This window comes from Pseudoduganella plicata (genome assembly GCF_004421005.1).
In the GTDB taxonomy this organism is placed as follows: Bacteria; Pseudomonadota; Gammaproteobacteria; order Burkholderiales; family Burkholderiaceae_D; genus Rugamonas; species Rugamonas plicata.
In genome coordinates this window covers 42,369-61,248 of record NZ_CP038026.1, presented here as the reverse complement: position 1 = coordinate 61,248, position 18,880 = coordinate 42,369, and the positions used below count along the sequence as shown (strand labels likewise).

The 18,880-nt window shown below is 68.8% G+C and carries 16 protein-coding genes; 7 read left to right on the top strand and 9 right to left on the bottom strand.

Annotation, left to right across the window (positions count from 1 at the left end; all coding sequences use genetic code 11):
- Positions 1–6: 6 nt before the first annotated feature.
- The 3 genes from E1742_RS00240 to E1742_RS00225 all read right to left on the bottom strand — a co-directional run bounded on the left by E1742_RS00240 (position 7) and on the right by E1742_RS00225 (position 4,365).
- The gene (locus E1742_RS00240) at positions 7–1,842 is read right to left on the bottom strand and encodes a putative bifunctional diguanylate cyclase/phosphodiesterase (RefSeq protein WP_166793371.1); all 1,836 of its coding nucleotides are present in this window, start codon (positions 1,840–1,842) and stop codon (positions 7–9) included.
- Positions 1,843–1,924: 82 nt separating this feature from the next.
- Complete coding sequence (locus E1742_RS00230) at positions 1,925–2,407, bottom strand: YfiR family protein (RefSeq protein WP_134382665.1); 483 nt, start codon at positions 2,405–2,407, stop codon at positions 1,925–1,927.
- Entirely contained in the window at positions 2,404–4,365 is a 1,962-nt protein-coding gene (locus E1742_RS00225) for a TonB-dependent receptor plug domain-containing protein (RefSeq protein WP_229466378.1), read from the bottom strand. Before E1742_RS00225 ends, E1742_RS00230 begins: the two co-directional genes overlap by 4 nt.
- Before the next feature lie 431 nt (positions 4,366–4,796).
- Between E1742_RS00225 and E1742_RS00220 the strand changes: the two genes are divergently transcribed.
- The 3 genes from E1742_RS00220 (at position 4,797) to E1742_RS00210 (ending at position 9,002) form a co-directional block, all read left to right on the top strand.
- Complete coding sequence (locus E1742_RS00220) at positions 4,797–5,138, top strand: TonB-dependent receptor domain-containing protein (protein ID WP_166793370.1); 342 nt, start codon at positions 4,797–4,799, stop codon at positions 5,136–5,138.
- A 295-nt stretch (positions 5,139–5,433) separates the two neighbouring features.
- Positions 5,434–5,667, top strand: coding sequence for a hypothetical protein (locus tag E1742_RS00215; RefSeq protein ID WP_134382661.1), 234 nt, complete (start codon positions 5,434–5,436; stop codon positions 5,665–5,667).
- A gap of 8 nt (positions 5,668–5,675) precedes the next feature.
- Complete coding sequence (locus tag E1742_RS00210) at positions 5,676–9,002, top strand: exo-rhamnogalacturonan lyase family protein (protein ID WP_206076717.1); 3,327 nt, start codon at positions 5,676–5,678, stop codon at positions 9,000–9,002.
- 12 nt (positions 9,003–9,014) lie between these two features.
- Here E1742_RS00210 and E1742_RS00205 read toward each other — a convergent pair whose 3' ends face one another.
- From E1742_RS00205 to E1742_RS00195, 3 genes are all read right to left on the bottom strand, one after another.
- Positions 9,015–10,025: an AI-2E family transporter gene (locus tag E1742_RS00205; RefSeq protein ID WP_134382659.1), complete on the bottom strand. Its 1,011-nt coding sequence runs from the start codon at positions 10,023–10,025 to the stop codon at positions 9,015–9,017.
- Between the two features lie 94 nt (positions 10,026–10,119).
- A complete protein-coding gene (locus tag E1742_RS00200; RefSeq protein WP_134382657.1) occupies positions 10,120–11,088 on the bottom strand; it encodes an MBL fold metallo-hydrolase in 969 nt (322 codons plus the stop codon).
- A 50-nt stretch (positions 11,089–11,138) separates the two neighbouring features.
- Entirely contained in the window at positions 11,139–11,747 is a 609-nt protein-coding gene (locus E1742_RS00195) for an SGNH/GDSL hydrolase family protein (protein WP_134382655.1), read from the bottom strand.
- Between the two features lie 159 nt (positions 11,748–11,906).
- Between E1742_RS00195 and E1742_RS00190 the strand changes: the two genes are divergently transcribed.
- The 3 genes from E1742_RS00190 (at position 11,907) to E1742_RS00180 (ending at position 14,894) form a co-directional block, all read left to right on the top strand.
- Positions 11,907–14,117: a hybrid sensor histidine kinase/response regulator gene (locus E1742_RS00190; protein WP_134382653.1), complete on the top strand. Its 2,211-nt coding sequence runs from the start codon at positions 11,907–11,909 to the stop codon at positions 14,115–14,117.
- A 28-nt stretch (positions 14,118–14,145) separates the two neighbouring features.
- On the top strand, positions 14,146–14,475 hold the full coding sequence (locus E1742_RS00185; protein ID WP_134382651.1) for a DUF5710 domain-containing protein: 330 nt from the start codon (positions 14,146–14,148) through the stop codon (positions 14,473–14,475).
- 170 nt (positions 14,476–14,645) lie between these two features.
- On the top strand, positions 14,646–14,894 hold the full coding sequence (locus tag E1742_RS00180) for a DUF3297 family protein (RefSeq protein ID WP_134382649.1): 249 nt from the start codon (positions 14,646–14,648) through the stop codon (positions 14,892–14,894).
- A 284-nt stretch (positions 14,895–15,178) separates the two neighbouring features.
- Here E1742_RS00180 and E1742_RS00175 read toward each other — a convergent pair whose 3' ends face one another.
- The 3 genes from E1742_RS00175 to E1742_RS00165 all read right to left on the bottom strand — a co-directional run bounded on the left by E1742_RS00175 (position 15,179) and on the right by E1742_RS00165 (position 18,245).
- Positions 15,179–15,670, bottom strand: coding sequence for a hypothetical protein (locus tag E1742_RS00175; RefSeq protein ID WP_134382647.1), 492 nt, complete (start codon positions 15,668–15,670; stop codon positions 15,179–15,181).
- Between the two features lie 5 nt (positions 15,671–15,675).
- Positions 15,676–15,900, bottom strand: coding sequence for a hypothetical protein (locus E1742_RS00170; RefSeq protein ID WP_134382645.1), 225 nt, complete (start codon positions 15,898–15,900; stop codon positions 15,676–15,678).
- A gap of 209 nt (positions 15,901–16,109) precedes the next feature.
- Positions 16,110–18,245: a TonB-dependent receptor gene (locus E1742_RS00165; RefSeq protein WP_134382643.1), complete on the bottom strand. Its 2,136-nt coding sequence runs from the start codon at positions 18,243–18,245 to the stop codon at positions 16,110–16,112.
- A gap of 280 nt (positions 18,246–18,525) precedes the next feature.
- Here E1742_RS00165 and E1742_RS00160 point away from each other — a divergent pair, with 280 nt between their 5' ends.
- Positions 18,526–18,747, top strand: coding sequence for a hypothetical protein (locus E1742_RS00160; protein ID WP_134382641.1), 222 nt, complete (start codon positions 18,526–18,528; stop codon positions 18,745–18,747).
- Positions 18,748–18,880 lie beyond the last annotated feature (133 nt).

Genomic DNA, 18,880 nt, shown 5'->3' with positions numbered 1-18,880 from the left:
TGGCCGTCAGGCGGGCTCGCCGCGCGCCACCGTCAGCGCCAGCACGTCCGCCGCCGGCATCGGGCGGCCCAGCAGGAAGCCTTGCGCATAATCGCAGCCGGCCGCCCGCAGCCACTCTAGCTGCTCCGGGCGTTCCACGCCTTCGGCTATCACGGACAGCCCGAACCCCCGCGCCAGTGCGATCACGGCCGTCGCGATCGTATGGCCGGCCACCGGCAACGACTGCACGAACGTGCGGTCCACCTTCAGCTGGTTGATCGGGAACGACTGCAGGTAGGCCAGCGACGAATAGCCGGTACCGAAATCGTCGATCGACAGGCGCACGCCGGCCGCGCGCACGGCATGCATGAACGCCACCGCGCCTTCCATGTCCTCCATCAGCAGGCTTTCCGTCAGCTCCAGTTCCAGCCGGTCCGGCGGCAGGCCGCTGCGGTGCAGCGCTGTCAGCACGTCGTCGAGGAAGCACTTCTCCTTCAACTGGCGCGCAGAGACGTTGACGGCCACCGTCAGCGGCGGCGCGCCGGCACGGTCCCATGCGACGGCGTCGTCGCAGGCGCGTTGCAGCACCCAGCGGCCCAGCTCCACGATCAACCCTGTATCCTCGGCAACCGGAATGAATTCCATCGGCGGCACGAAGCCACGCTGTGGATGGGGCCAGCGCAGCAGCGCTTCGACGCCGACCATCGCGCCGGTGCGGCAGTCGAACTGCGGCTGGTAATACGGCACCAGCGCGTGCTGCTCGATGGCCCTGCGCAGTTCCGCTTCCAGCAGGGCGCGGCGTTGCGTGGCCAGTGTCATCTCCGGCACAAAGGAGGCAAGGCGATTGCGCCCGGCGTTCTTGGCGCGGTACAGCGCCGCGTCGGCGCTGCTCAGCATCTCCGTCATGCCCGGCGCGTCCTGTGGGAACAGGCACAGTCCCAGGCTGGCGGTGGCGAACACTTCGCCTGTCTCCAGCAGGAACGGGGTGCGCAGCACCGTCAGGATCTTCTGGCCGATGACTGCGGCGGCGTCCCCGTCGGCCACTGGCGCGATGACGGCGAATTCGTCGCCGCCGATGCGGCCCACCAGGTCGGTGGACCGCATGATCGAGGCCAGCGCACTTGCCACCTGCCGCAGCAGCACATCGCCTGCCGCGTGGCCGGCCGTGTCGTTGACGACCTTGAAGTTATCCAGGTCGATCAGCAGCACGGCCAATTGGCCGCCCTGGTCGCCCGTCTTGCGGCGGGCTTCAATGGCCTGCTCCAGCCAGCGGTAGGTGGCGCGGCGGTTGGCCAGGCCAGTAACAGGGTCGGTATTGGCCAGGTAGTTCAGTTCCTGTTCGGCGGCCGCCACACGAATGCGGGTGCGGCGCATCACGGCAGCTACCACCAGCACGCCACCCAGGGACGCCAGCGCCAGCAGGCCCGCATAGCGCAGCATCCCCGTCAGGATACGGTCGGTGCCCGTCACCAGTTCGAGCCGGCCGAGGGCCTGGCCACGGTAGGCCACGGGATGCGTCACCGCCACCTCGCCCAATGCCGGCACCAGCTCTTCCAGTCCTTCGCGCGCGCCGCGGGTGGGCGACGTGAAGCGCGCGAACAGCGCACCGTCGCGGCCATATAGCGCGGCCGAACGCAGGTGGTCCGCCTTGCGCAGCGACACCAGCATCTCGCCGGCGGCCTGCCGGTCGCCGAACATCAGCGAACCGGCCACGTTGTCGGCCACGATGGCGGCCTGCATCTGCGTCTCGTCCACCAGCGCGGCGCGCAGCGACACCCATTCGTACGCCAGCAGGATGGCGCCGGCGAACAGCAGCGCCAGCGCGACGCCGACCAGCTGCCCGACGCCCATGGTGCGGGTCATCTGGCGGTCCTGTCGGACCTTTTGCATACGGGTGGGCATTACAGTACGTTCCTTGCCAGTTGCAGCAGCCGCGACGAGAACTTCAGGCCGGCGCGGGCCGCTTCGCGCGTATCGATATCGAAGCGCAGGTGGGGGCTTCCTCGATCAGCGTGACGGCGCCGCCGTAGTGACCGGTACGGACGCCATCGACGATCGTCAGCGTGCCTGCGGCTAGCGCAGGCGGCATGGTGGGCGCTGCGGTGGCGCTGTAGACGATGACGTCGCAGGATTTGCCGGCCGCGCTGTCGATCACCGTGACCGCGCGGCCGCCGGCCGCCTTGCCATCGAGCTCGCGCAGGCCCGTCCATACGCTGTGGACCGGGCTGGCGCAGACGACCAGCGGCCGCACGGCCGGTTGCGGCCATGTGGTGAACTGGGCGATATTGAAGATGAAGGCGGCCTTCAGACGGCTGTCATCGTTCTGCGCGCCGCACGGGCCGGCGTACAGTAGCGTGGCCAACAACACCGGCAGAGCCGCCAGGATGTGGCCGCGCGCCGGGTGGGTGAACGAGTCGGACCGCTTCATTGCGCGAAATCGTAATCCAGCCGCAGCGCCACGGTGCGGCCCTGGCGCGCCAGGGACTCCTGCGCGAACGCCGGTCCGGCCGGGTCCCCATAGCGGCGATCGAGCATGTTGTAGACGCTCACGGCCCAGCCCAGCTGCACGCCGCGCGTGGGCGGCAGCGATGTCAGGGTCAGGTTGGCCACGCAATAGCCGCCGGCCATCGCGTGTTCCGTGCGCCGGTTCGACGAGCATTGCACTTCATTGCCGAGGCGCGCAGGCAGCCTTCCCAGCGGGACGGTCGCGGCCAGCTTGGCCAGGTGCCGCGGGGAGCTGACCAGCCATGCGCCGGCGCCATCGCGCGCCAGCTGCCAGGTGTAGCTGCCGCGCACCCGGGCACCGGAGCGGAATGCGCGCTCGCCGGCCAGTTCCATGCCGTGTGCCGTCGCCTTGTCGGTATTATGAAACATCAGCATGCCCGTGTCCGCATCCAGCTGCTGCGTGATCAGGTCGTCCATCCGGTTGCGGAACAGCGACGCGGTCAGCTTGCCATAGGCGTCGTACATGTGCTCCCACACCAGCTCCTGGCTCCGGATCACTTCCGCGCGCAGCTCGGGATTGGGCTGCATGCCACCCTCGCCCGGGAAGCCGTAATACAGCTCGTAGGCATTTGGCGAGCGGTAGGCCGTGCCGTAGATCAGCTTGAGCGTGTCGCGCTTGCCGGGATGGGCGATCAGTGCCGCGCGCGGGCTGACCCGGCTGCCGATCACGCTGTCGCGGTCGTAGCGCACCCCCGCGTTCAGAATCAGGCCAGCGCGCAGCGCGATCTCGTCGTCGGCATAGACGCCCCAGCGGCTGTCGGCGCGGCGATCGTCCAGCAGCGGCTCGTACGGCGCCTCGTTAAAGCTGTACTGGTCACGCCTGGCGTTGCGCTGCCCCTCGATACCCGCTACCAGCTTGTGGCCGGCGAACCGCGTTACCGTCGCGTGGGCGTTGGCGCCGTACCAGACGGCGTGCGCGCCATCGACGTTGCGCCGAGCCGCGCCTGTGCCGTCCGGATACGGGCCGATGCCGATATAGTCGGAGCGCCCCCAGAACACGTTCGTTGCCAGCAGCACCCCGGACGCCGCATCGCCCGCGTACCCCAGATTGGCGAACGCCTGCGAGTCGCGCGTGCTGTTGGGCTGGTTGAAGACGGCGCCGAAGGACCCCGTGGGGATATCCTTGGTGCGGTCCACGTAGCCGGCCGTGAACGTGAAGCCGCGCCCGGCCGCCTTGGCGAAGAAGGTATGGGCGCGCTCGCCGTCCAGCCCCTGTGCCACGCCGTGGTTCTGGTCGGGCGTGTCGAACTCCGGGAAATACAGGTCGCCGCCGCGCCGGCGCATGCTGCTTGCGGACAGCACCACGTCGTCGCCGTTCTGCGCATGCCAGCCCCACGTGGCACGCAGGCGGCGTTCGCCCGCGCTGGCCACGGTGGCGCTGCTCCGCAGGCCGCCGATGGCACTGCCCGACTTGGTGATGACGTTAATAACGCCGAACAGCGCGTTCGAGCCGTAAACCGCGGCGCCGGGACCGGGGACGTATTCGATGCGTGCGACGAGATCCATGTCCAGCAGCGCCTCGTTGCCGACGAACGCCTGGTCGTAGAGGGCATCGTTGACGCGCACGCCGTCGATCAGCAGCAGGAAGCGGCTGTCGTAATCGCCCGGGCGCAGGAAACCGCGCGCGCCCAGGTAGGTGTAGTTGCGATCCTGCGTGACGTACAGGCCCGGCACGGATGCCAGCGCGTCGGCCAGCGTGCGCCAGCCGTGCTCGCGCACGTCCTGCGCCGTCAGTACGACGACAGCCGACGGCGCATCGCTGACTGGCTGCTCGAAGCGCGACGCCGACGTCACCATCGGCACCTGCATGAGCTGTTCGAGCGGCATGGCGGCCAGGTCGTCGGGTTCGCCCGCGGCGCTGGCGCCGCCCGTGGCGCTCATGAGAAGGACAGACAGGGCGAGGCAATTGCGGCCGCAGTTCATGGCAGGACATCCGGATTGGCGTTGGCATCCGCGGTCGCATTGACGCGGCGCAAGATGCAGGAAAGGGACCCAGTATAACGATTCCGTACGGCAACATCCAGACATATTTAACAACTGACCCGCCGCAAACGCCCAACTGTCGCCATCGCGCGACCGGCTTGCCTTCGACGCGTTCCTTATATTTAACATTTGCCACGGCCTGAAACGCATTGCGCCAATGGATAGTCGAAATGGTTCGTTTGCTTCACTGGCCGCGTTGTCCATATTTTTCACCATGGCCTCGCGCCGCCGCGCGCCTCGCGTTCTATTCTGTCTCACGGGGCGTCCCGCATCGCGCAACCACTTTCTCCATCAGGTTCCGCCACAGCTATCCGTGGCTGGCGGCCAGCATGCGGCGGCTGGTCGGCTGCCGCCACGATGCCGAGGACCGGGCCATCGGGCACGCTGGTGGCGACGTGGCGACGTGGCGTCCGGCACCCGGCCTGTCCACTTATGCCGCCGCTGCCTACGGCGAAACGTCGGGCCGCCTGAATATCTCGGCGGGCGCCGCGCGTCAGGCGGGCCTCGACCCGCTGTTCATCAAACCGGAAACCAGCCGCAGTGGGGAAATCGGTGCCACGGCAACGCTGGCCGAAGGCCGCGTCACACTGAAGGGCGACGTGTTCCTGACCGAGGTCGCCGGCTTCCAGACGCAGGGCTACTCCGTCGAGGACCGGCAGGTCTACCTATGAACGCGGGCTCGTACCGCTCGCGCGGCGTGGAGGCAAGCGCCCACCTTGCGCCCACGCGGGCGTAGGAAATTGACCTGGCTGGCGTCTCCAACGACGCCTATTAGACGGATTACGAACACGCACGCTGCCCGCCGGAAGTGACGCTGTCGGCCAATCCGCCGCCGTCCTGCAATCTCTCACGAGAACGAGCATTTAACGCCCCAGGGCTGACTTACAATGCCAGCGCGCGCTATACCTGGACAAGCGCGGGCGGCCTGCGCTCCTTTGTCGGCGCCCGCGACGCAACCGCAGCCGGATGTTCGGCACCGTCGGCAATTCCACACTGACCCGCGTGCCAGATTACGGCCTGGCGTCGTTCTCCGCGGGCACGGGCGGCAAGCTGGCGCATGGCAACCCGGAGGTATCGGTCTGGCTGAACAACGCCTTCGACAAGACGTGGTGGCGCCTCGTGAACGGCGACGACGGCGCCGTGGCCGGCTGGCGCGGCGAACCGCGCACCCTGGGCGCGACGCTGGCCTATAACTACTGAGGGACGCAATGGACACGAATCGACGACGCCGCAATGTACTGAAGCTGTTCACCCTGGTGGCGGCACCAGGTCCTGGCGTGGCGGCGCCAGCGCGGCCAGGTACCACGACAAGACCGACGGCGCCGGCAGCGCAGGACGTCGAGACGCCACTGCAATGGCTGGACGGCACGGCGCCGGCCAGTTTTGCCGGCACCACCTGGGGTGTGCCCTGGCCACAGGGCCGCGTGATGCCGGGCGGCGGCTTTCGCCTGCAGGCCGGGGATGGCCAGGCGCCGGCGCTGCAGTCCTGGCCGCTGGCATATTGGCCGGACGGCTCCGTCAAATGGAGCGCCCACGCGCTCGGGCCGGGCGTCCCGGTCGCGCAGCGGTACACGCTCGTACCCGTTGCGGAGCCGGCGCGCGGCGCCGGATTGATCGTGCAGCGAGATGGCGATATCGTTGTCGACACGGGCGCCCTGCAATGCCGTGTGCCGCGGCGCGGCGCCGTGCTGTTCGCCACGCTGGCGCGCATGGGCCGCACGCAATTGCACGACGGCGAACTGGTGGTGCTGACGGATGGCCCGTCCGACGACGAGGCGGCCACGCCCGCGCGGCGGCGCTACCGCAGCCAAATCGCGCAGGTGGAAGTGGAGCAGGATGGTCCGGTGCGCGCGGTACTGAAAGCGACCGGCACGCACCGCCATGCCGATGGAACGACGCTGCTGCCGTTTGTCGTGCGGCTGTACTTCTACAAGGATGCCGACGCCGTGCGCGTGCTGCACACGCTGACGGTGGACATCGACCCGGCCACGCAGTTCGTGCGCGGAGTCGGCCTGCGCTTTGGCGTGACCCTCGGTGGCGCGCGGGGTGACGCGCTACATGACCGCCACGTACGCTTCGTCGGCGCAAATGGCGGCGTTTTTGCCGAGAGCGTGCGCGGCGTTACGGGGCTGCGGCGCGATCCGGGCGACGCCGTCACATCGGCCCAGCGCGCGGGCCGGCCCCTGCCCGCCGCCCTGCCCGTCCCTGTGGCCGCAGGACTGCAATACATCCCGGCGTTCGGCGACTACCGGCTGCTGCAGGCAAGCGCGGACGGTTTCACCATCGCCAAGCGCACGGGTGCCGGCAATGGCTGGATCCACGCCGCCAGCGGAACGCGCGCGGCCGGCACGGGCTACCTGGGCGGAACGAAGGGCGGCGTCGCATTCGGCGTGCGCCACTTCTGGCAAAGCCATCCCGGCCAGATCGACATCGCCGGCGCCGCCGGCGAACGCGCCACCGTCACGCTGTGGCTGTGGGCCCCGCAGGCCGAAGGCATGGACCTGCGCTTCTACCACGACGGCATGGGCCAGGACACCCACCTGAAGCAGCGCGCGGGTCTCGACATCACGTACGAAGATTACGAACCGGGCTTCGGCACGCCCGCGGGCATCGCCCGCACCAGCGAACTGGAACTGCAACTGCTGGCGGCCACGCCGGCCGATGCGGAACTGGTCGCCATCGGCCGCCGCGTCGCCGAACCGCCGCGCATCGTGCCGCCGCCGGCACGGCTGCATGCGGCCGAGGCCTTCGGCAGCTACTGGGCCCCGGCGGCACCGGCCGGCGACGAACGGGCCATGCGCCTGCAGGTCCGTCTGGCGGGGCTGTTCGACTTCTACCGCGGCCAGGTGGAACAGCGCCGCTGGTATGGTTTCTGGGACTTCGGCGACGTGATGCACACCTACGACGGGCCGCGCCACATGTGGCGCTACGACGTGGGCGGCTTCGCCTGGGATAACTCGGAACTCAGTACCGACATCTGGCTGTGGCACTATTTCCTCCATTCGGGCCGCGCCGACGCGTTCCGGCTGGCCGAGGCGATGACGCGCCACACGGGCGAGGTGGACGTCTACCACGCAGGCCCGTTCAGCCCCCTGGGCACGCGCCACGGGGTGCAGCACTGGGGCGACAGCGCCAAGCAGCTGCGCATCTCGACGGCCCTGAACCGGCGCTTCCTGTACTACCTGGCGGCGGACGAGCGCATCGGCGACCTGCTGGACGAACAGATCGAAGGCGTGCGGCGCCTGCGCGACATCGTCCCCGGTCGCAAGGTGGGCCAGCTCGCGGCGGAGGCGCCCGGCCACGCCAGCGTGTCGTTCGGCACCGACTGGGGTGCCATCGCGTCAGCCTGGTTCGTCGGGTGGGAGCGCCGCGGCGACACGGCGCTGCGCGACCGGCTGCTGGCCGGCATGGCATCCATTGCCGCCCAGCCGCACGGCTTCTTCACCGGCACCGCCGTGATGAACCTGGACACGGGCGCGTTCCTGCCCGGGCGGGCCGGGAAGATCTCCGTGTCCCACCTGTCGGCCGTGTTCGGGCTGACGGAAGTCGCAGGCGAACTGCTGCGCAACCTGCCGCAGCCGGCCTTTCGCGCCGCGTGGCTGGACTACTGCCGGCTGTACAACGCCACCCCGGAACAGCAACGGGCAGCGCTCGGCAAGGACCTGGGCAAGCTCAATCTGGGCCAGGGCCACGCGCGGCTGCTGGCCTTCGCCGCAGCGCAGACACGCGACCCTGCAGCCATGACGCAGGCATGGCGCCAGTTCGAGGCGGGCCGCGCGGGCCTGCGCGACGCCGATTTCGCCATACGCCGCGTGACCGTGCCGGCCGTACTGGCGGACGTGGACGAAGCGCCCGGCATCTCCACCAACGCGGCCGCCCAGTGGGGGCTGGGCGCGCTCGGCCTGCTGGCGCTCGACCCGCTGGCCCGGCCGCCCGGCCCTGTGCTGGTGCGGGACGACTTCCAGCGCTTCGATACCGCGCGCTGGCGGGTGGAAGCGGAAAGGGACGCGTCACACGCCGCGGCGTACGCAAGCGACGGCGCGCTGCTGCTGGAGGCGACAGGGGGATTGACCGTATGGCTGGCGCAGCCGCTGTCGGGCCACTACGAGATCGCATTCACGCGCACGGTGCTGGACGAAGGACAGGCGCACGACCGTGTCTCGGACCTGAACGTGTTCTGGCAGGCGCAGACCGGCGGCAGGCCCGTGTCGGGCAGGCTGGGCGACTATGACCGTATCCCGATGTATTACGCGGGCATCGGCGGCAACGGCAACACGACGACACGGTTCCGCCGCCTGGACGGCAGCGGGGCGCGCAACCTGCTGCGCGAGTACACGGCGGCGCCGTATCTGCTGCGGGCCAATCACCCTTACCGTATCCGCATCGTCGTGGACGGCCACGGCACGCGGCTGTACGTGGACGGTGTGCAGTACTTCAGCGCCGCCGGCGCGGCGGGGGACGCCGGCTGGTTCGGATTGCGCACGACGAAGTCGCGCCAGCGGATCACCGACTTCGCGGTGTATCGGCTCAGCTGAAAGCGCGGGTCGTCAGATCAACTCGCGCGCACTCAGCTCCTTCTTGACGTACGCATAAAACACGGGCGCGGCAATCACGCCGGCGATGCCGAACAGCGTTTCGCCGAACAGCATGGCCGTCAGCAGCTCCCATGCCCGCGCGTTGATGTGCGAGCCGATGATGCGGGCATTGAGAAAGTACTCCAGCTTGTGCACGACCACGAGGAACGTCAGCCCGGCAACGGCCACGTTGAGCGAATACGACAGTCCCACCACCACCATCACGGTGTTGGAGATCAGATTGCCGATCACCGGCAGCAGGCCGGCGATGAACGTCACGGCGACCACGGTTTTCGACAGCGGCAGCGTCACGCCCGCCAGCGGCAGCACGATGAACACGAAGATCGCCGTGATGATGGTATTGATGCCCGAGATCCAGACCTGGGCAAAGACGATGTTGCGGAACGACTCGGCCAGGAACGACAGGCGCTGCACCATGGCCGCCGCCAGCGGCCGGCGCGGACCGTTCGGCAGCGTGTCGCGCAGCGATGCCATCAGGCCGATGATCATGCCGATCAGGATGCGCGTCAGCGCCTTGCCCGCCTCCGCGCCGAATGCCTGCGCCACGGCCGCATGCTCGCGCAGCCACGTCGTCACCGTCTCGCGCACCCCTTCGGCGCCCACCGGCAGGCGCGCGCTGAGCCAGGGTGGGATCTGGTCGCGCGAAGAGTCGATCACGTCGGCGAGGCGGCGGAACGCGTTGGTCAGGCTGTTCGCATCGAGCTTGAACAGCGCGATGGCGCCCCAGATCAGGAGGCCCAGCAACGCGATCAGGATGGTGCCGATGGCCGCCGCGGCGATCGTGCGCGCGCGCGCGTCGCTGATGCGCCGGCCCAGCGCGGGCGCGATGACATGGATCAGGGAGTACATCAGCAGCCCGGCGAACAAGGCGCCCAGGAGTCCCTTCAGCAGCGCGAGGAACAGGAAGGAGCCGATCAGGATGTACGAAGCGATATTACTGAGTTCTTGTTTTCGGTCGGACATGGCTCGAATAAGTGAACTGGATTGACACTGCCACCCGTCGCGCACGGGTGCTGCATTATGCCCTATGCCGTACTGCCGAAACTTATGCGTGGCTTTATGGAGGAGAAACCGGATGCAGCGTACCGTCACGGTCCAGCCGGTAGCGGGCCAGGTCGGCGGCGAGGAACAACGGCCCGGCGAACTGCGCGCGTGCTTCGTCCGCCACCTCGGCCAGCGTGGCCGGGCCCGTGCCGGCGTCCCGGTAACGGGGACTGAAATGCGTCAGCACGAGGTTGGGCACGCCCGCGGCGGCGGCAAACGCGGCCACCATGCGCGCGCAGCTGTGCTGCGGACCCGGCCCCACCTTCTCCAGCACCGCCTGGGTATAGGTGGCTTCGTGCACCAGCACGTCGGCGTCGCGCATCGCGTCGGCCAGCAGCTCCGGACGGTCGTTGTCGCCGGCGACAACGATGGCCCGCGGCCGGCGTGCCGGCAGCAGGTAGTCGGCCGGACGCAGCACGCGGCCATCGGGCAGCGTCACGTCCTCGCCCTGTTGCAGGCGGCCCCACAGCGGCCCGGCTGGCACCGCCCCGGCGCGCAGCTTCGCCACGTCCAGCCGGCGCTCGACGTGGCGCTCGGCGAACCGGTAGGCCCACGACGGCACGCGGTGCGACAGCGGCGTGGCGGAGATGTCGAGATCCGGCACGAGCGAGCGCCCAACCAGCGTTTCCACCGCCACGAACGTCAGCTCGTACGGCAGGCGCAGTTCGGTGCTGGCCATGACGCCGCCCAGGTAAGACTGCAGCGCGGGCGGGCCGACAAGCATCAAAGGAGCCGTGCGGTTCGCCATGCCGGCGCTGGCCAGCAGTCCTGGCAGGCCGTAACAATGGTCGCCATGCAGATGCGTGATGAGGACTGCCTGCAGCGTGTGCAGCGACAGGCTGGTATGCAGGATGCGGTGCTGGGTGCCTTCGCCGCAATCGACCAGCAGCCAGCCGCCGCCCTCCATGCGCAGCGCGAGGCCGGCCACGTTGCGGGTCCTGGTCGGGGTGCCGGAGGAAGTGCCGAGAAATTGAAGTTCCATGAGCATTATTATAGAAGCGACGAGGGCGTGAGCGAGCCGCTTTCCCGCGGTCAGCCCACCAGACGCGCTATCGCCGCGGCGATCTTGACACCGCCCGCCGCGGACGGCTCGATCGGCGAACGGGCCGAATAATCGCCGGGCTCCGTGCAGACGGCACGCAGGTCCAGCACCGGCACGTCGCGCGCCCGGGCCTCGACGGCGATAACGTCGTTGAAGACGGCGGCGGCGCAGCGTACACCCGGCGTCAGCCCCGGCACGGCATCGTAGACCGTGCAGACGGCGGCAGGCAGCCCGACTGCCAGCACCGCGTCAAGCATGCGGCGGTAATCGTCACGAAAATCGCCGCGCCATGCGGCCAGCTGCTCCAGTCCCGCGAGGATCGTTGCGCAGGGACTGTGCAGCATACCGGTGAGCGGCAGGATGTCGTTGCCGCCGCAGCTGACGATTACCCGGTCCGGCGGCTCGGCCAGCGCGCGCAGCCGGGCCACCTGCGCCGGCATGTCCGCCAGCACGGCGCCGTCCCGCGCCAGCATTGCGACGCGCCAGCCCGGCCGGTGGTGCCGCAGCGCGGCCGCCACCTCCTGTCCCGGCCCCACGTAGGCGGCGTTGTCGAAGATCGAGTCGCCCAGCAATGCGATGTGCGTTTGTCCACCCTGCATTTGAATCCCCCTTGAAATTCCCTGTGCGACCGCGGCGCCCAGCACGGGTTTTGCCACAGCCGTGCCATGAGCGGCGCGCGCCTGGCTGCAGGACGCGGTCGTGTTCGCGGTCGTGTCATACCATCCGCGCCTTATAATGACCTTTTCCAAGGTGCGCACATGGGGCCCTTCCGATTTACCACCATCTCGCTGCGCGCGCTGCTGATCGTGCTGACGGCGCTCGGCCTGCTGCCGCTGGCGTTGCTCGGCGTCTGGAGCATCCATGCCGCAAGCCAGTATCAGGAGCGCGAGCAGCAGCGCGCCATGCTGGACCTGGCGCGGGCGCTTTCCAGCGCCGCCGATGCGGAGCTCGATGGCGTCGTCGCCACGCTGACGGGGATGGCGCGCGTGCCCGCGCTGGTCGCCGGCGACGTGCCCGCGTTCTATGACGTCGTGCGCGTGCAGGCGCAATCGCAGCCGCAATGGCTGGCAGTGATTCTCACCGATGCCAAAGGGCGCATGCAGTTCCGCACGACGGCGCCGCTTGGCGCCCCGCCCGCGCCCATTGCCGATCCCGCCAGCCTGGCCCAGGCACTGGCGTTGCGCCGTCCGGTCGTCGGTCGCGTGGCGCGCGGCCCCAGTGGCCGAATCGCCCTGCCCGTGCGCGTGCCCGTCGCCGACGTGCACGGGCGCCAGTCCGTGCTGACCGCCGTGGTCCGCCCCGACCGTATATTGCGCGTGATCGAGCGCCAGGTGATTCCGACCGGCGCCGTCATCGCCATCCTGGACGCTTCGCGCACCATGGTGGCCCGCTCCACCAACCATACCGCGCGCGTGGGCGGACCGCCCAGTCCCTCGCTGGCGCGCCTGCTCGATACCGGCGGGCGCGAGAACGTGGGCCCTGCCAGGACAATGGAAGGCGAGGACGTGACAACGGCCTACACGTCCCTCTCGCGTTACGGCTGGACGGTCGTCGTCGCCACGCCGTCGGCGGTACTGCGCTCCGCCCGCATCCAGAGCTTTGCCGTCTACGGCGTGGGCATCGCAGCCTCGCTGGCGGCCTGTTTTGCGCTCGCTTCGCTGCTGGCCGCGCGCATCGTGCGCTCCACGCGCCAGTTGCAGGCCGCCGCTACCGCCCTCCCCACCGGCGGCGTGGTGACGGTGCCCGACTCGCGCATACGCGAAATCCGCACGATGGGCGAGGCGCTGGCCGCTGCCGCGCGCCAGCACACCCTCAACGAGCAGGAACGTTCGCGCCTGCTCGAATCGCTGCGCGACGCACTGGAGCGGCGCGAACACGCGCTGGCCGAAGCGCGCGAAGCGGGCCGCGCCAAGGACGAATTCCTCGCCGTGCTGGGCCACGAACTGCGCAATCCGCTCAGCCCGATCGTGGCCTCGCTCGACCTGATGGACCTGCGCGACGCGACGGCACACCGGCGCGAGCGCGAGGTACTGCGGCGCCAGGTCAACCATCTGCGCCGCCTCGTCGACGACCTGCTCGACGTCTCCCGCATTGCGTCCGGCAAGCTGCAGCTGGACCTGCGGCCGGTGAACCTGGCCGACATCGTGCGCCAGGCCGTGGCCGCGTTTCCCGGCCAGCGCATTGCGCTGACGGCGCCAGACGAGATATGGGTGCAGGGCGACGACAGCCGGCTGACGCAGGTGCTGAACAACCTGCTGTCGAACGCTGCCCGTTTCGGCGGCGCCGCGGCGCAGGTGACGCTGGCCTGCGACGAGGGCAAGGCAACGCTGACGGTGGCCGACCAGGGTGTCGGCATGAGCGAGGAACTGCTGCGGCACGTGTTCGACCCGTTCTTCCAGGCGCCGCAGCAGATGGCGCGCCGTACCGGCGGCCTGGGTCTGGGGCTGGCGATCGTGCGGCGCATCGTCGAACTGCACGACGGCAGCGTCGCGGCGCACAGTCCGGGGCCGGGACTGGGCAGCCGCTTCGACGTGGTCCTGCCGCTGGCACAGGCGACCCCGCCGGCGCCGGCGCAATCCGAAGGCGAACCGACGGTCGCCCAGCGCGTGCTGCTGGTGGACGACAACGAGGATGCCGCCGTCGCCAGCGCCGCGCTGCTGCGCCATATCGGCCACGAGGTGCGCGTCGCGCATACGGCGGCCGAGGCGCTTGCGCTGCGCCGGCACTACGAGCCGGAGGTGGCAATCCTCGACATCGGCCTGCCGGACATGGACGGCTACGCGCTGGCGGCCGCGCTGCGCAACGGCGGTGCCGGCCCGTTGCGGCTGGTGGCATTGACGGGCTACGGACAGCAAGCCGATGTCGAGCGGGCGCGCCAGGCCGGCTTCGACGTGCACCTGACCAAGCCGGCCAGCGTCGACGACCTGCGCCGGGCTACGCATCTGCGGCACTTGCCGCAGTTGCTATAATTGCCGGCCCGGATACACCATCGACCACATGACCCCCGACCTGCCTTTCGCACCGCCCTACAAGCTGAAAATCGACGAGACCCGCTGGGTGGAGGTGCTGGCGGACGGCACGCAGGTGGACACGACGGCCCCCGTCTGGCCGGCTGCGGGTGCCGGTGCCGTTTCGCAGGCACGGCCCGCCGCATTGGCGCGCGGGAAATCGGGACCGGCAACGCAGCCGGCAGCGGTGCTGCAGGTGCCGTTCGCCGAAAAAGACGAGGCCAAGCGGCTTGGCGCGCGCTGGGATGCGGCCAACAAGAAGTGGTACGTGCCGGCCGGCGCGGACGTCGCACCGTTCGCCCGCTGGGTGCGCGAATAACGATACCGGCACAGTCCGGCACAAGCGCGGCGACAATAACAGGGGCGATGCAGGCCGCAATGGCAGCGGCAATGGCGACGTCGCGGCATGGCACGATTGCCGCCCGGGTTGCATGATACGATTGCCGCCCGGGTTGTCGCAAACGCCCAACTGGCGGATAATTGGCGCCCATGAACGATACCAAACAACTCCCTCCCCTGCCCGACCGCCTGTCCACCGACCCGCGCAGCCCGCATCACGTGGCGGCCGTATTCGAACACGACGTCGGCATCCGTTTCAACGACAAGGAACGCCAGGACGTTACCGAATACTGCATCAGCGAAGGCTGGATCAAGGTCCCGGCCGGCAAGACGCTGGACCGCAAGGGCCAGCCGATGCTGATCAAGCTGAAAGGCAAGGTCGAAGCGTATTACGCGTAAGGTCTACGTGTAAGCATCACATGTTGCGACCGCGCGCCATTACGCGTGCGGTCCGCCGTCGTATCCGAGCCCGGTTGCGTCTTGCGCGCCACCGGGCGTTTTCATGCGTGGACGGCGCGGCCGTCACCCGATTCCGGGCGCCGTCGGGCTCTGCGGGCAAGGCAGCTTCGATATCGCTGGCCGGGAACGGCCGGCAGCGGCAGCCTGCATGCACCGGATCAGTTCTCAGCGCTCGCTGACCGTACCGCCGGATCGCTTTCCGCCATGCAGCTGACGGGCAACCGTCAGGCCGCCACGGGCGCGGGCCGCAGCAGCCAGCCGTTCAATTGGCCGACGGACCAGCCGCAATCGTCCACCAGCCAGGCGGCGAATTTCCAGTAGCGGATCCGTTCCGGCTCGAACGGGCCGTAATTCTGGACATACATGGCCAGCGCGGCCACTTTTTCCTCCAGCTCCTGCTCCGGGGTCCACGCTGCCTCGTCACCGCAACTGGTGTAGGCATTCGACGAGTGATGGATGAACCTGCGGCCCTGCAGCCGGCCACACAGGCGTTCGTACTCCTGCGTCTCCAGGATCCAGAGATGCCAGATGTCGTCGATGTCGCGGGTGACGGGAATATTGCCGCGACAGTAGACGGCGATGTTCAGGAACTTCAGCGTCTCCTCGATGCGGATGCGGCGTTCCGCCGGATCCAGCGCCGGCAGCTTTTTTGCAAAGTAGCACGCCATTTGCGGCGGCAGGAACGCGGCGCGCAGGCACTCGTTCGAGATCGCCATGGCGGTTACCGGGCCGCGTTGGGGCAGCAGGTGCCGCCGTCCGGCTTGCAGCAGCCGTCGGCCCGCCGCAACGGGTTGCTGCCGTCCGCCAGCGGCCTGATCATACCCATGCTGCGCAGATGCTCCATCGCTTTCCATGTGACGGTCATGGATTCCACGAGGATAACGCGTTGTTCGCAGGTGAGAGGCGCGGTGGGAAGTTCGCCTGCCTGTTCGAGATGTGCCGACATGATCGCTCCTGTCTGGTTGGGGGGAAGACCGCGGTGCAGGCCGCTGTGCGCGGCGTGACGTCAGTATTGCATCCCCCCGTACGCCAGTTGGCAATGATTTGTCGGTCAATTGTCATCAATTCCGGCAACCTGCGCGCACCCGGCGGGCGGCGGTGGCCGACCGCGTCGAGGGGAACATGCTGCCGGATCGACATGGCCGGTGGCAGCCGTCACAGGTCGACTTCGGCCGACAGCAGCACGGTGCGCGGCGCCCCCTGCACGAAGGCGCCGTAGGAGGCGACGCCGGACCAGTAGTGCCGGGCCGTCGCATTGACGACACTGGCGCGCAGCGTTGCCGCACGGCCGGCGATCGTCAGGCGATAGCGCGCGCCGAGATCGAGACGGGTCCAGTGCGGGATGCACTGCGTGTTGGCCTGGTTGACGTACTGGCTGCCTGTGTATGGCACGCTGCCCGTCAACGTCAGGCCCGGCAGCGGGCTGTCCCATTCGGCGGCCAGGTTCGCCTGCGCCGCCGCCACGCCGACGGGCCGCTTGCCCAGGGTGGCCGCGCTGTTGGTACGCGTCAGGCTGGCGTCAATCCACGTCGCGCCTCCCGTCAGCCGCAGGCCGGGCGCCGCCTGGCCGAACAGCGCCAGCTCCACGCCCTGGTTGCGCTGCTCGCCATCGACGGCGTAGACGGTGCCCGTCATCTGGCCGCTGGGCCTGACGATGCGGAACGCGCTCAACGTCGCTGCCAGCGTGCCCCGTTCGGCCTTGACGCCGAGCTCGTTCTGCTTCGATTTATAGGGTGCGAAGATCTCGCCCGCGTTCGACGCCGTGGGCGGCGCCGTGTCGCCCTTGCCCAGGCCCTCGATATGGTTGGCGTACAGCGAAACGTGGCGCCATGGCCGGAACGATGCGCCCAGCATCGGCGTGGTCGCACGCCGGTCGTATAGTGCCGTGCGCGCGCCGGCCGCGTTGAAGTTCTCCGATTCGACCTGCTGGCGGCGCAGGCCGACCGTCAGCAGCAGGCGCTCGTCCAGTGCCGTCATCGTGTCGGCCACAGCGACGCCGGACAGATGGGTCTCCGAGACACGCGGCACGAAGCCCGGCGCGGCAACGGCCTGCACGGGCGCGGCCAGCGGCGCATACAGGTTCGACAGCACGGCCGTCCCGGCGACGGAGGCCCGGTCCAGCGCATCGCGGTAGCGGCTGGCCTGCAGCGTTACCGTGTGGCGCATGCCGGCTGCGTCGAACGCCGTGCGCAGGCCGCCGTCGAGCGTGGCGCGCGCCGCTTCCAGGCGGAAGTTCTCGGGCACGACGCGGGTGTCGCCCGCGCCGTTCAGGATGGTCGGGGTGCCGAACAGGCGCGCCACCTTGCTGCGCGCCCCGCCGGCGTTGGCAAACACGGTCAGCGTGTCGGACACGTCGTATTCGGCCCGCAGCAGCAAGGCGCGGTCTTCGATGCGCGCCCATTCCCAGGACTGCGTCACATTGCGGCGGCCCGCCGGCGCCGCAGGCACCGCCACCCCGGCGGCCGCCAGGAAGGGCCGTGACGGTGCATCGAAGCGTTCGTTCTGCCCCAGCGCATCGAGGGTCACGCGCAGGCGTTCGCCCCGGTAGTCCAGCGCCAGCGCGGCGACGCCCGCCCCGCGCTCCTGCCCGTCGAGCGGCGTATCGCCCTGCTGGCCGCTGGCGTTGACACGCACGCCGAACCGCCGTGCCAGGCCGAAGCGGCGGCTGAGGTCCACGTGGCCACCCGATTGCGCGTCGCTCGCATAATCCAGCGTCAGGCGCGTCAGGTCGGTATCGAGAGCGCGCTTGGGCACGACGTTGACGACGCCGCCGATGCCGCTGTTGGGCGACATCCCGTACAGCAGCGCGGCCGGACCCTTGATGACTTCGACGCGCTCGGCGTAACCGGCGAACACCCGGTAGTTGGGAGCGACGCCGTACTGGCCGTCCAGTGCGATCTCGCCCACATTGCCCTCGCCGATGGGAAAGCCGCGGATGAAAAATGCATCCAGGATGCCGCCGCCCTGGCCGGTGGCGCGCACGGCCGGATCGCGCGCCAGCACGTCGGCCACCGTCACGGCCTGCACGTTGGCGATGGCCTGGGCCGTATAGCTGCTGACGTTGAACGGCACCGCCATGACATCAAGATTGCCAAGCATGCCCAGCCGGGCCTTGCGGGCAAGCTGTCCGCCGGAAAAAGTGTCGCTGCGGCCGGCACTGATGGTGACCTGCGGCAGCGCGGCGCCCGCAGAGGGCTCGGTGGCTGCCGGGGCATGGCTTTGCGCCTGGGCCGGTGCCAGCACGGCGGCTGCGAGGGCAACGGCGACCGGCGTTTTGAAATGGGTATGCATCCTGTCCAGTGAACTGTCAATACGAATGATTATCGTTTACAGGTTATCACGAAAACAATGACCAATGACAACTTTTAACGGTGAACGGGACACTGGTCAGGCCACTTCTTTACCAAATGTCATCAATCTGTCATATTAGCGGTATCTCCACAGGAATCGACCGCGACGCTGTCCTGTACCAGCAGGCGCACGCCGCAGGAGTACAAGCATGAGAAGAGCAAAGATGACACTCGATGTAACAGTAGCGGATGCGCCAGTCGATGAAGGCTGCAGGCGTATCATGCAAAAGCTGGTTGAACAGGGCTGCAATGCGGCCGGCACGTCCTACTCCGTGGAACCGTTCCAGGTGGCCGAGAACGAACTCAGATATCTGCTCCGGCACGGCGAGGTCTACAGCCGCGGCACGTCGCTGGTGCTGCCGGTGCTGGAGTCCTTCGAAGTCCAGCGCGAAGGTGCCGAGGTCGGCAAGATTTCCTTTGTTCTGGGTGTGAACCTGATCTGACGCGATGCCGTGCTGGCGCCGCGCACGTTGGTTCAGGAGGCAGGCCGCCTCAAGGTGCAGGGCTGGACCGGAAACGTATAGGCGCTGCGGTCAGTCGTGCGATGGCCAGCTGGCTGTTGTCCATTTATGCGAA

Excerpts from the sequence above, each read along its gene's own strand:
- E1742_RS00240 (WP_166793371.1), bottom strand. The coding sequence starts at position 1,842 with ATGACCCGCACCATGGGCGTCGGGCAGCTGGTCGGCGTCGCGCTGGCG.
- E1742_RS00230 (WP_134382665.1), bottom strand. The coding sequence starts at position 2,407 with ATGAAGCGGTCCGACTCGTTCACCCACCCGGCGCGCGGCCACATCCTG.
- E1742_RS00225 (WP_229466378.1), bottom strand. The coding sequence starts at position 4,365 with ATGAGCGCCACGGGCGGCGCCAGCGCCGCGGGCGAACCCGACGACCTG.
- E1742_RS00220 (WP_166793370.1), top strand. The coding sequence starts at position 4,797 with ATGCGGCGGCTGGTCGGCTGCCGCCACGATGCCGAGGACCGGGCCATC.
- E1742_RS00215 (WP_134382661.1), top strand. The coding sequence starts at position 5,434 with ATGTTCGGCACCGTCGGCAATTCCACACTGACCCGCGTGCCAGATTAC.
- E1742_RS00210 (WP_206076717.1), top strand. The coding sequence starts at position 5,676 with ATGGACACGAATCGACGACGCCGCAATGTACTGAAGCTGTTCACCCTG.
- E1742_RS00205 (WP_134382659.1), bottom strand. The coding sequence starts at position 10,025 with ATGTCCGACCGAAAACAAGAACTCAGTAATATCGCTTCGTACATCCTG.
- E1742_RS00200 (WP_134382657.1), bottom strand. The coding sequence starts at position 11,088 with ATGGAACTTCAATTTCTCGGCACTTCCTCCGGCACCCCGACCAGGACC.
- E1742_RS00195 (WP_134382655.1), bottom strand. The coding sequence starts at position 11,747 with ATGCAGGGTGGACAAACGCACATCGCATTGCTGGGCGACTCGATCTTC.
- E1742_RS00190 (WP_134382653.1), top strand. The coding sequence starts at position 11,907 with ATGGGGCCCTTCCGATTTACCACCATCTCGCTGCGCGCGCTGCTGATC.
- E1742_RS00185 (WP_134382651.1), top strand. The coding sequence starts at position 14,146 with ATGACCCCCGACCTGCCTTTCGCACCGCCCTACAAGCTGAAAATCGAC.
- E1742_RS00180 (WP_134382649.1), top strand. The coding sequence starts at position 14,646 with ATGAACGATACCAAACAACTCCCTCCCCTGCCCGACCGCCTGTCCACC.
- E1742_RS00175 (WP_134382647.1), bottom strand. The coding sequence starts at position 15,670 with ATGGCGATCTCGAACGAGTGCCTGCGCGCCGCGTTCCTGCCGCCGCAA.
- E1742_RS00170 (WP_134382645.1), bottom strand. The coding sequence starts at position 15,900 with ATGTCGGCACATCTCGAACAGGCAGGCGAACTTCCCACCGCGCCTCTC.
- E1742_RS00165 (WP_134382643.1), bottom strand. The coding sequence starts at position 18,245 with ATGCATACCCATTTCAAAACGCCGGTCGCCGTTGCCCTCGCAGCCGCC.
- E1742_RS00160 (WP_134382641.1), top strand. The coding sequence starts at position 18,526 with ATGCAAAAGCTGGTTGAACAGGGCTGCAATGCGGCCGGCACGTCCTAC.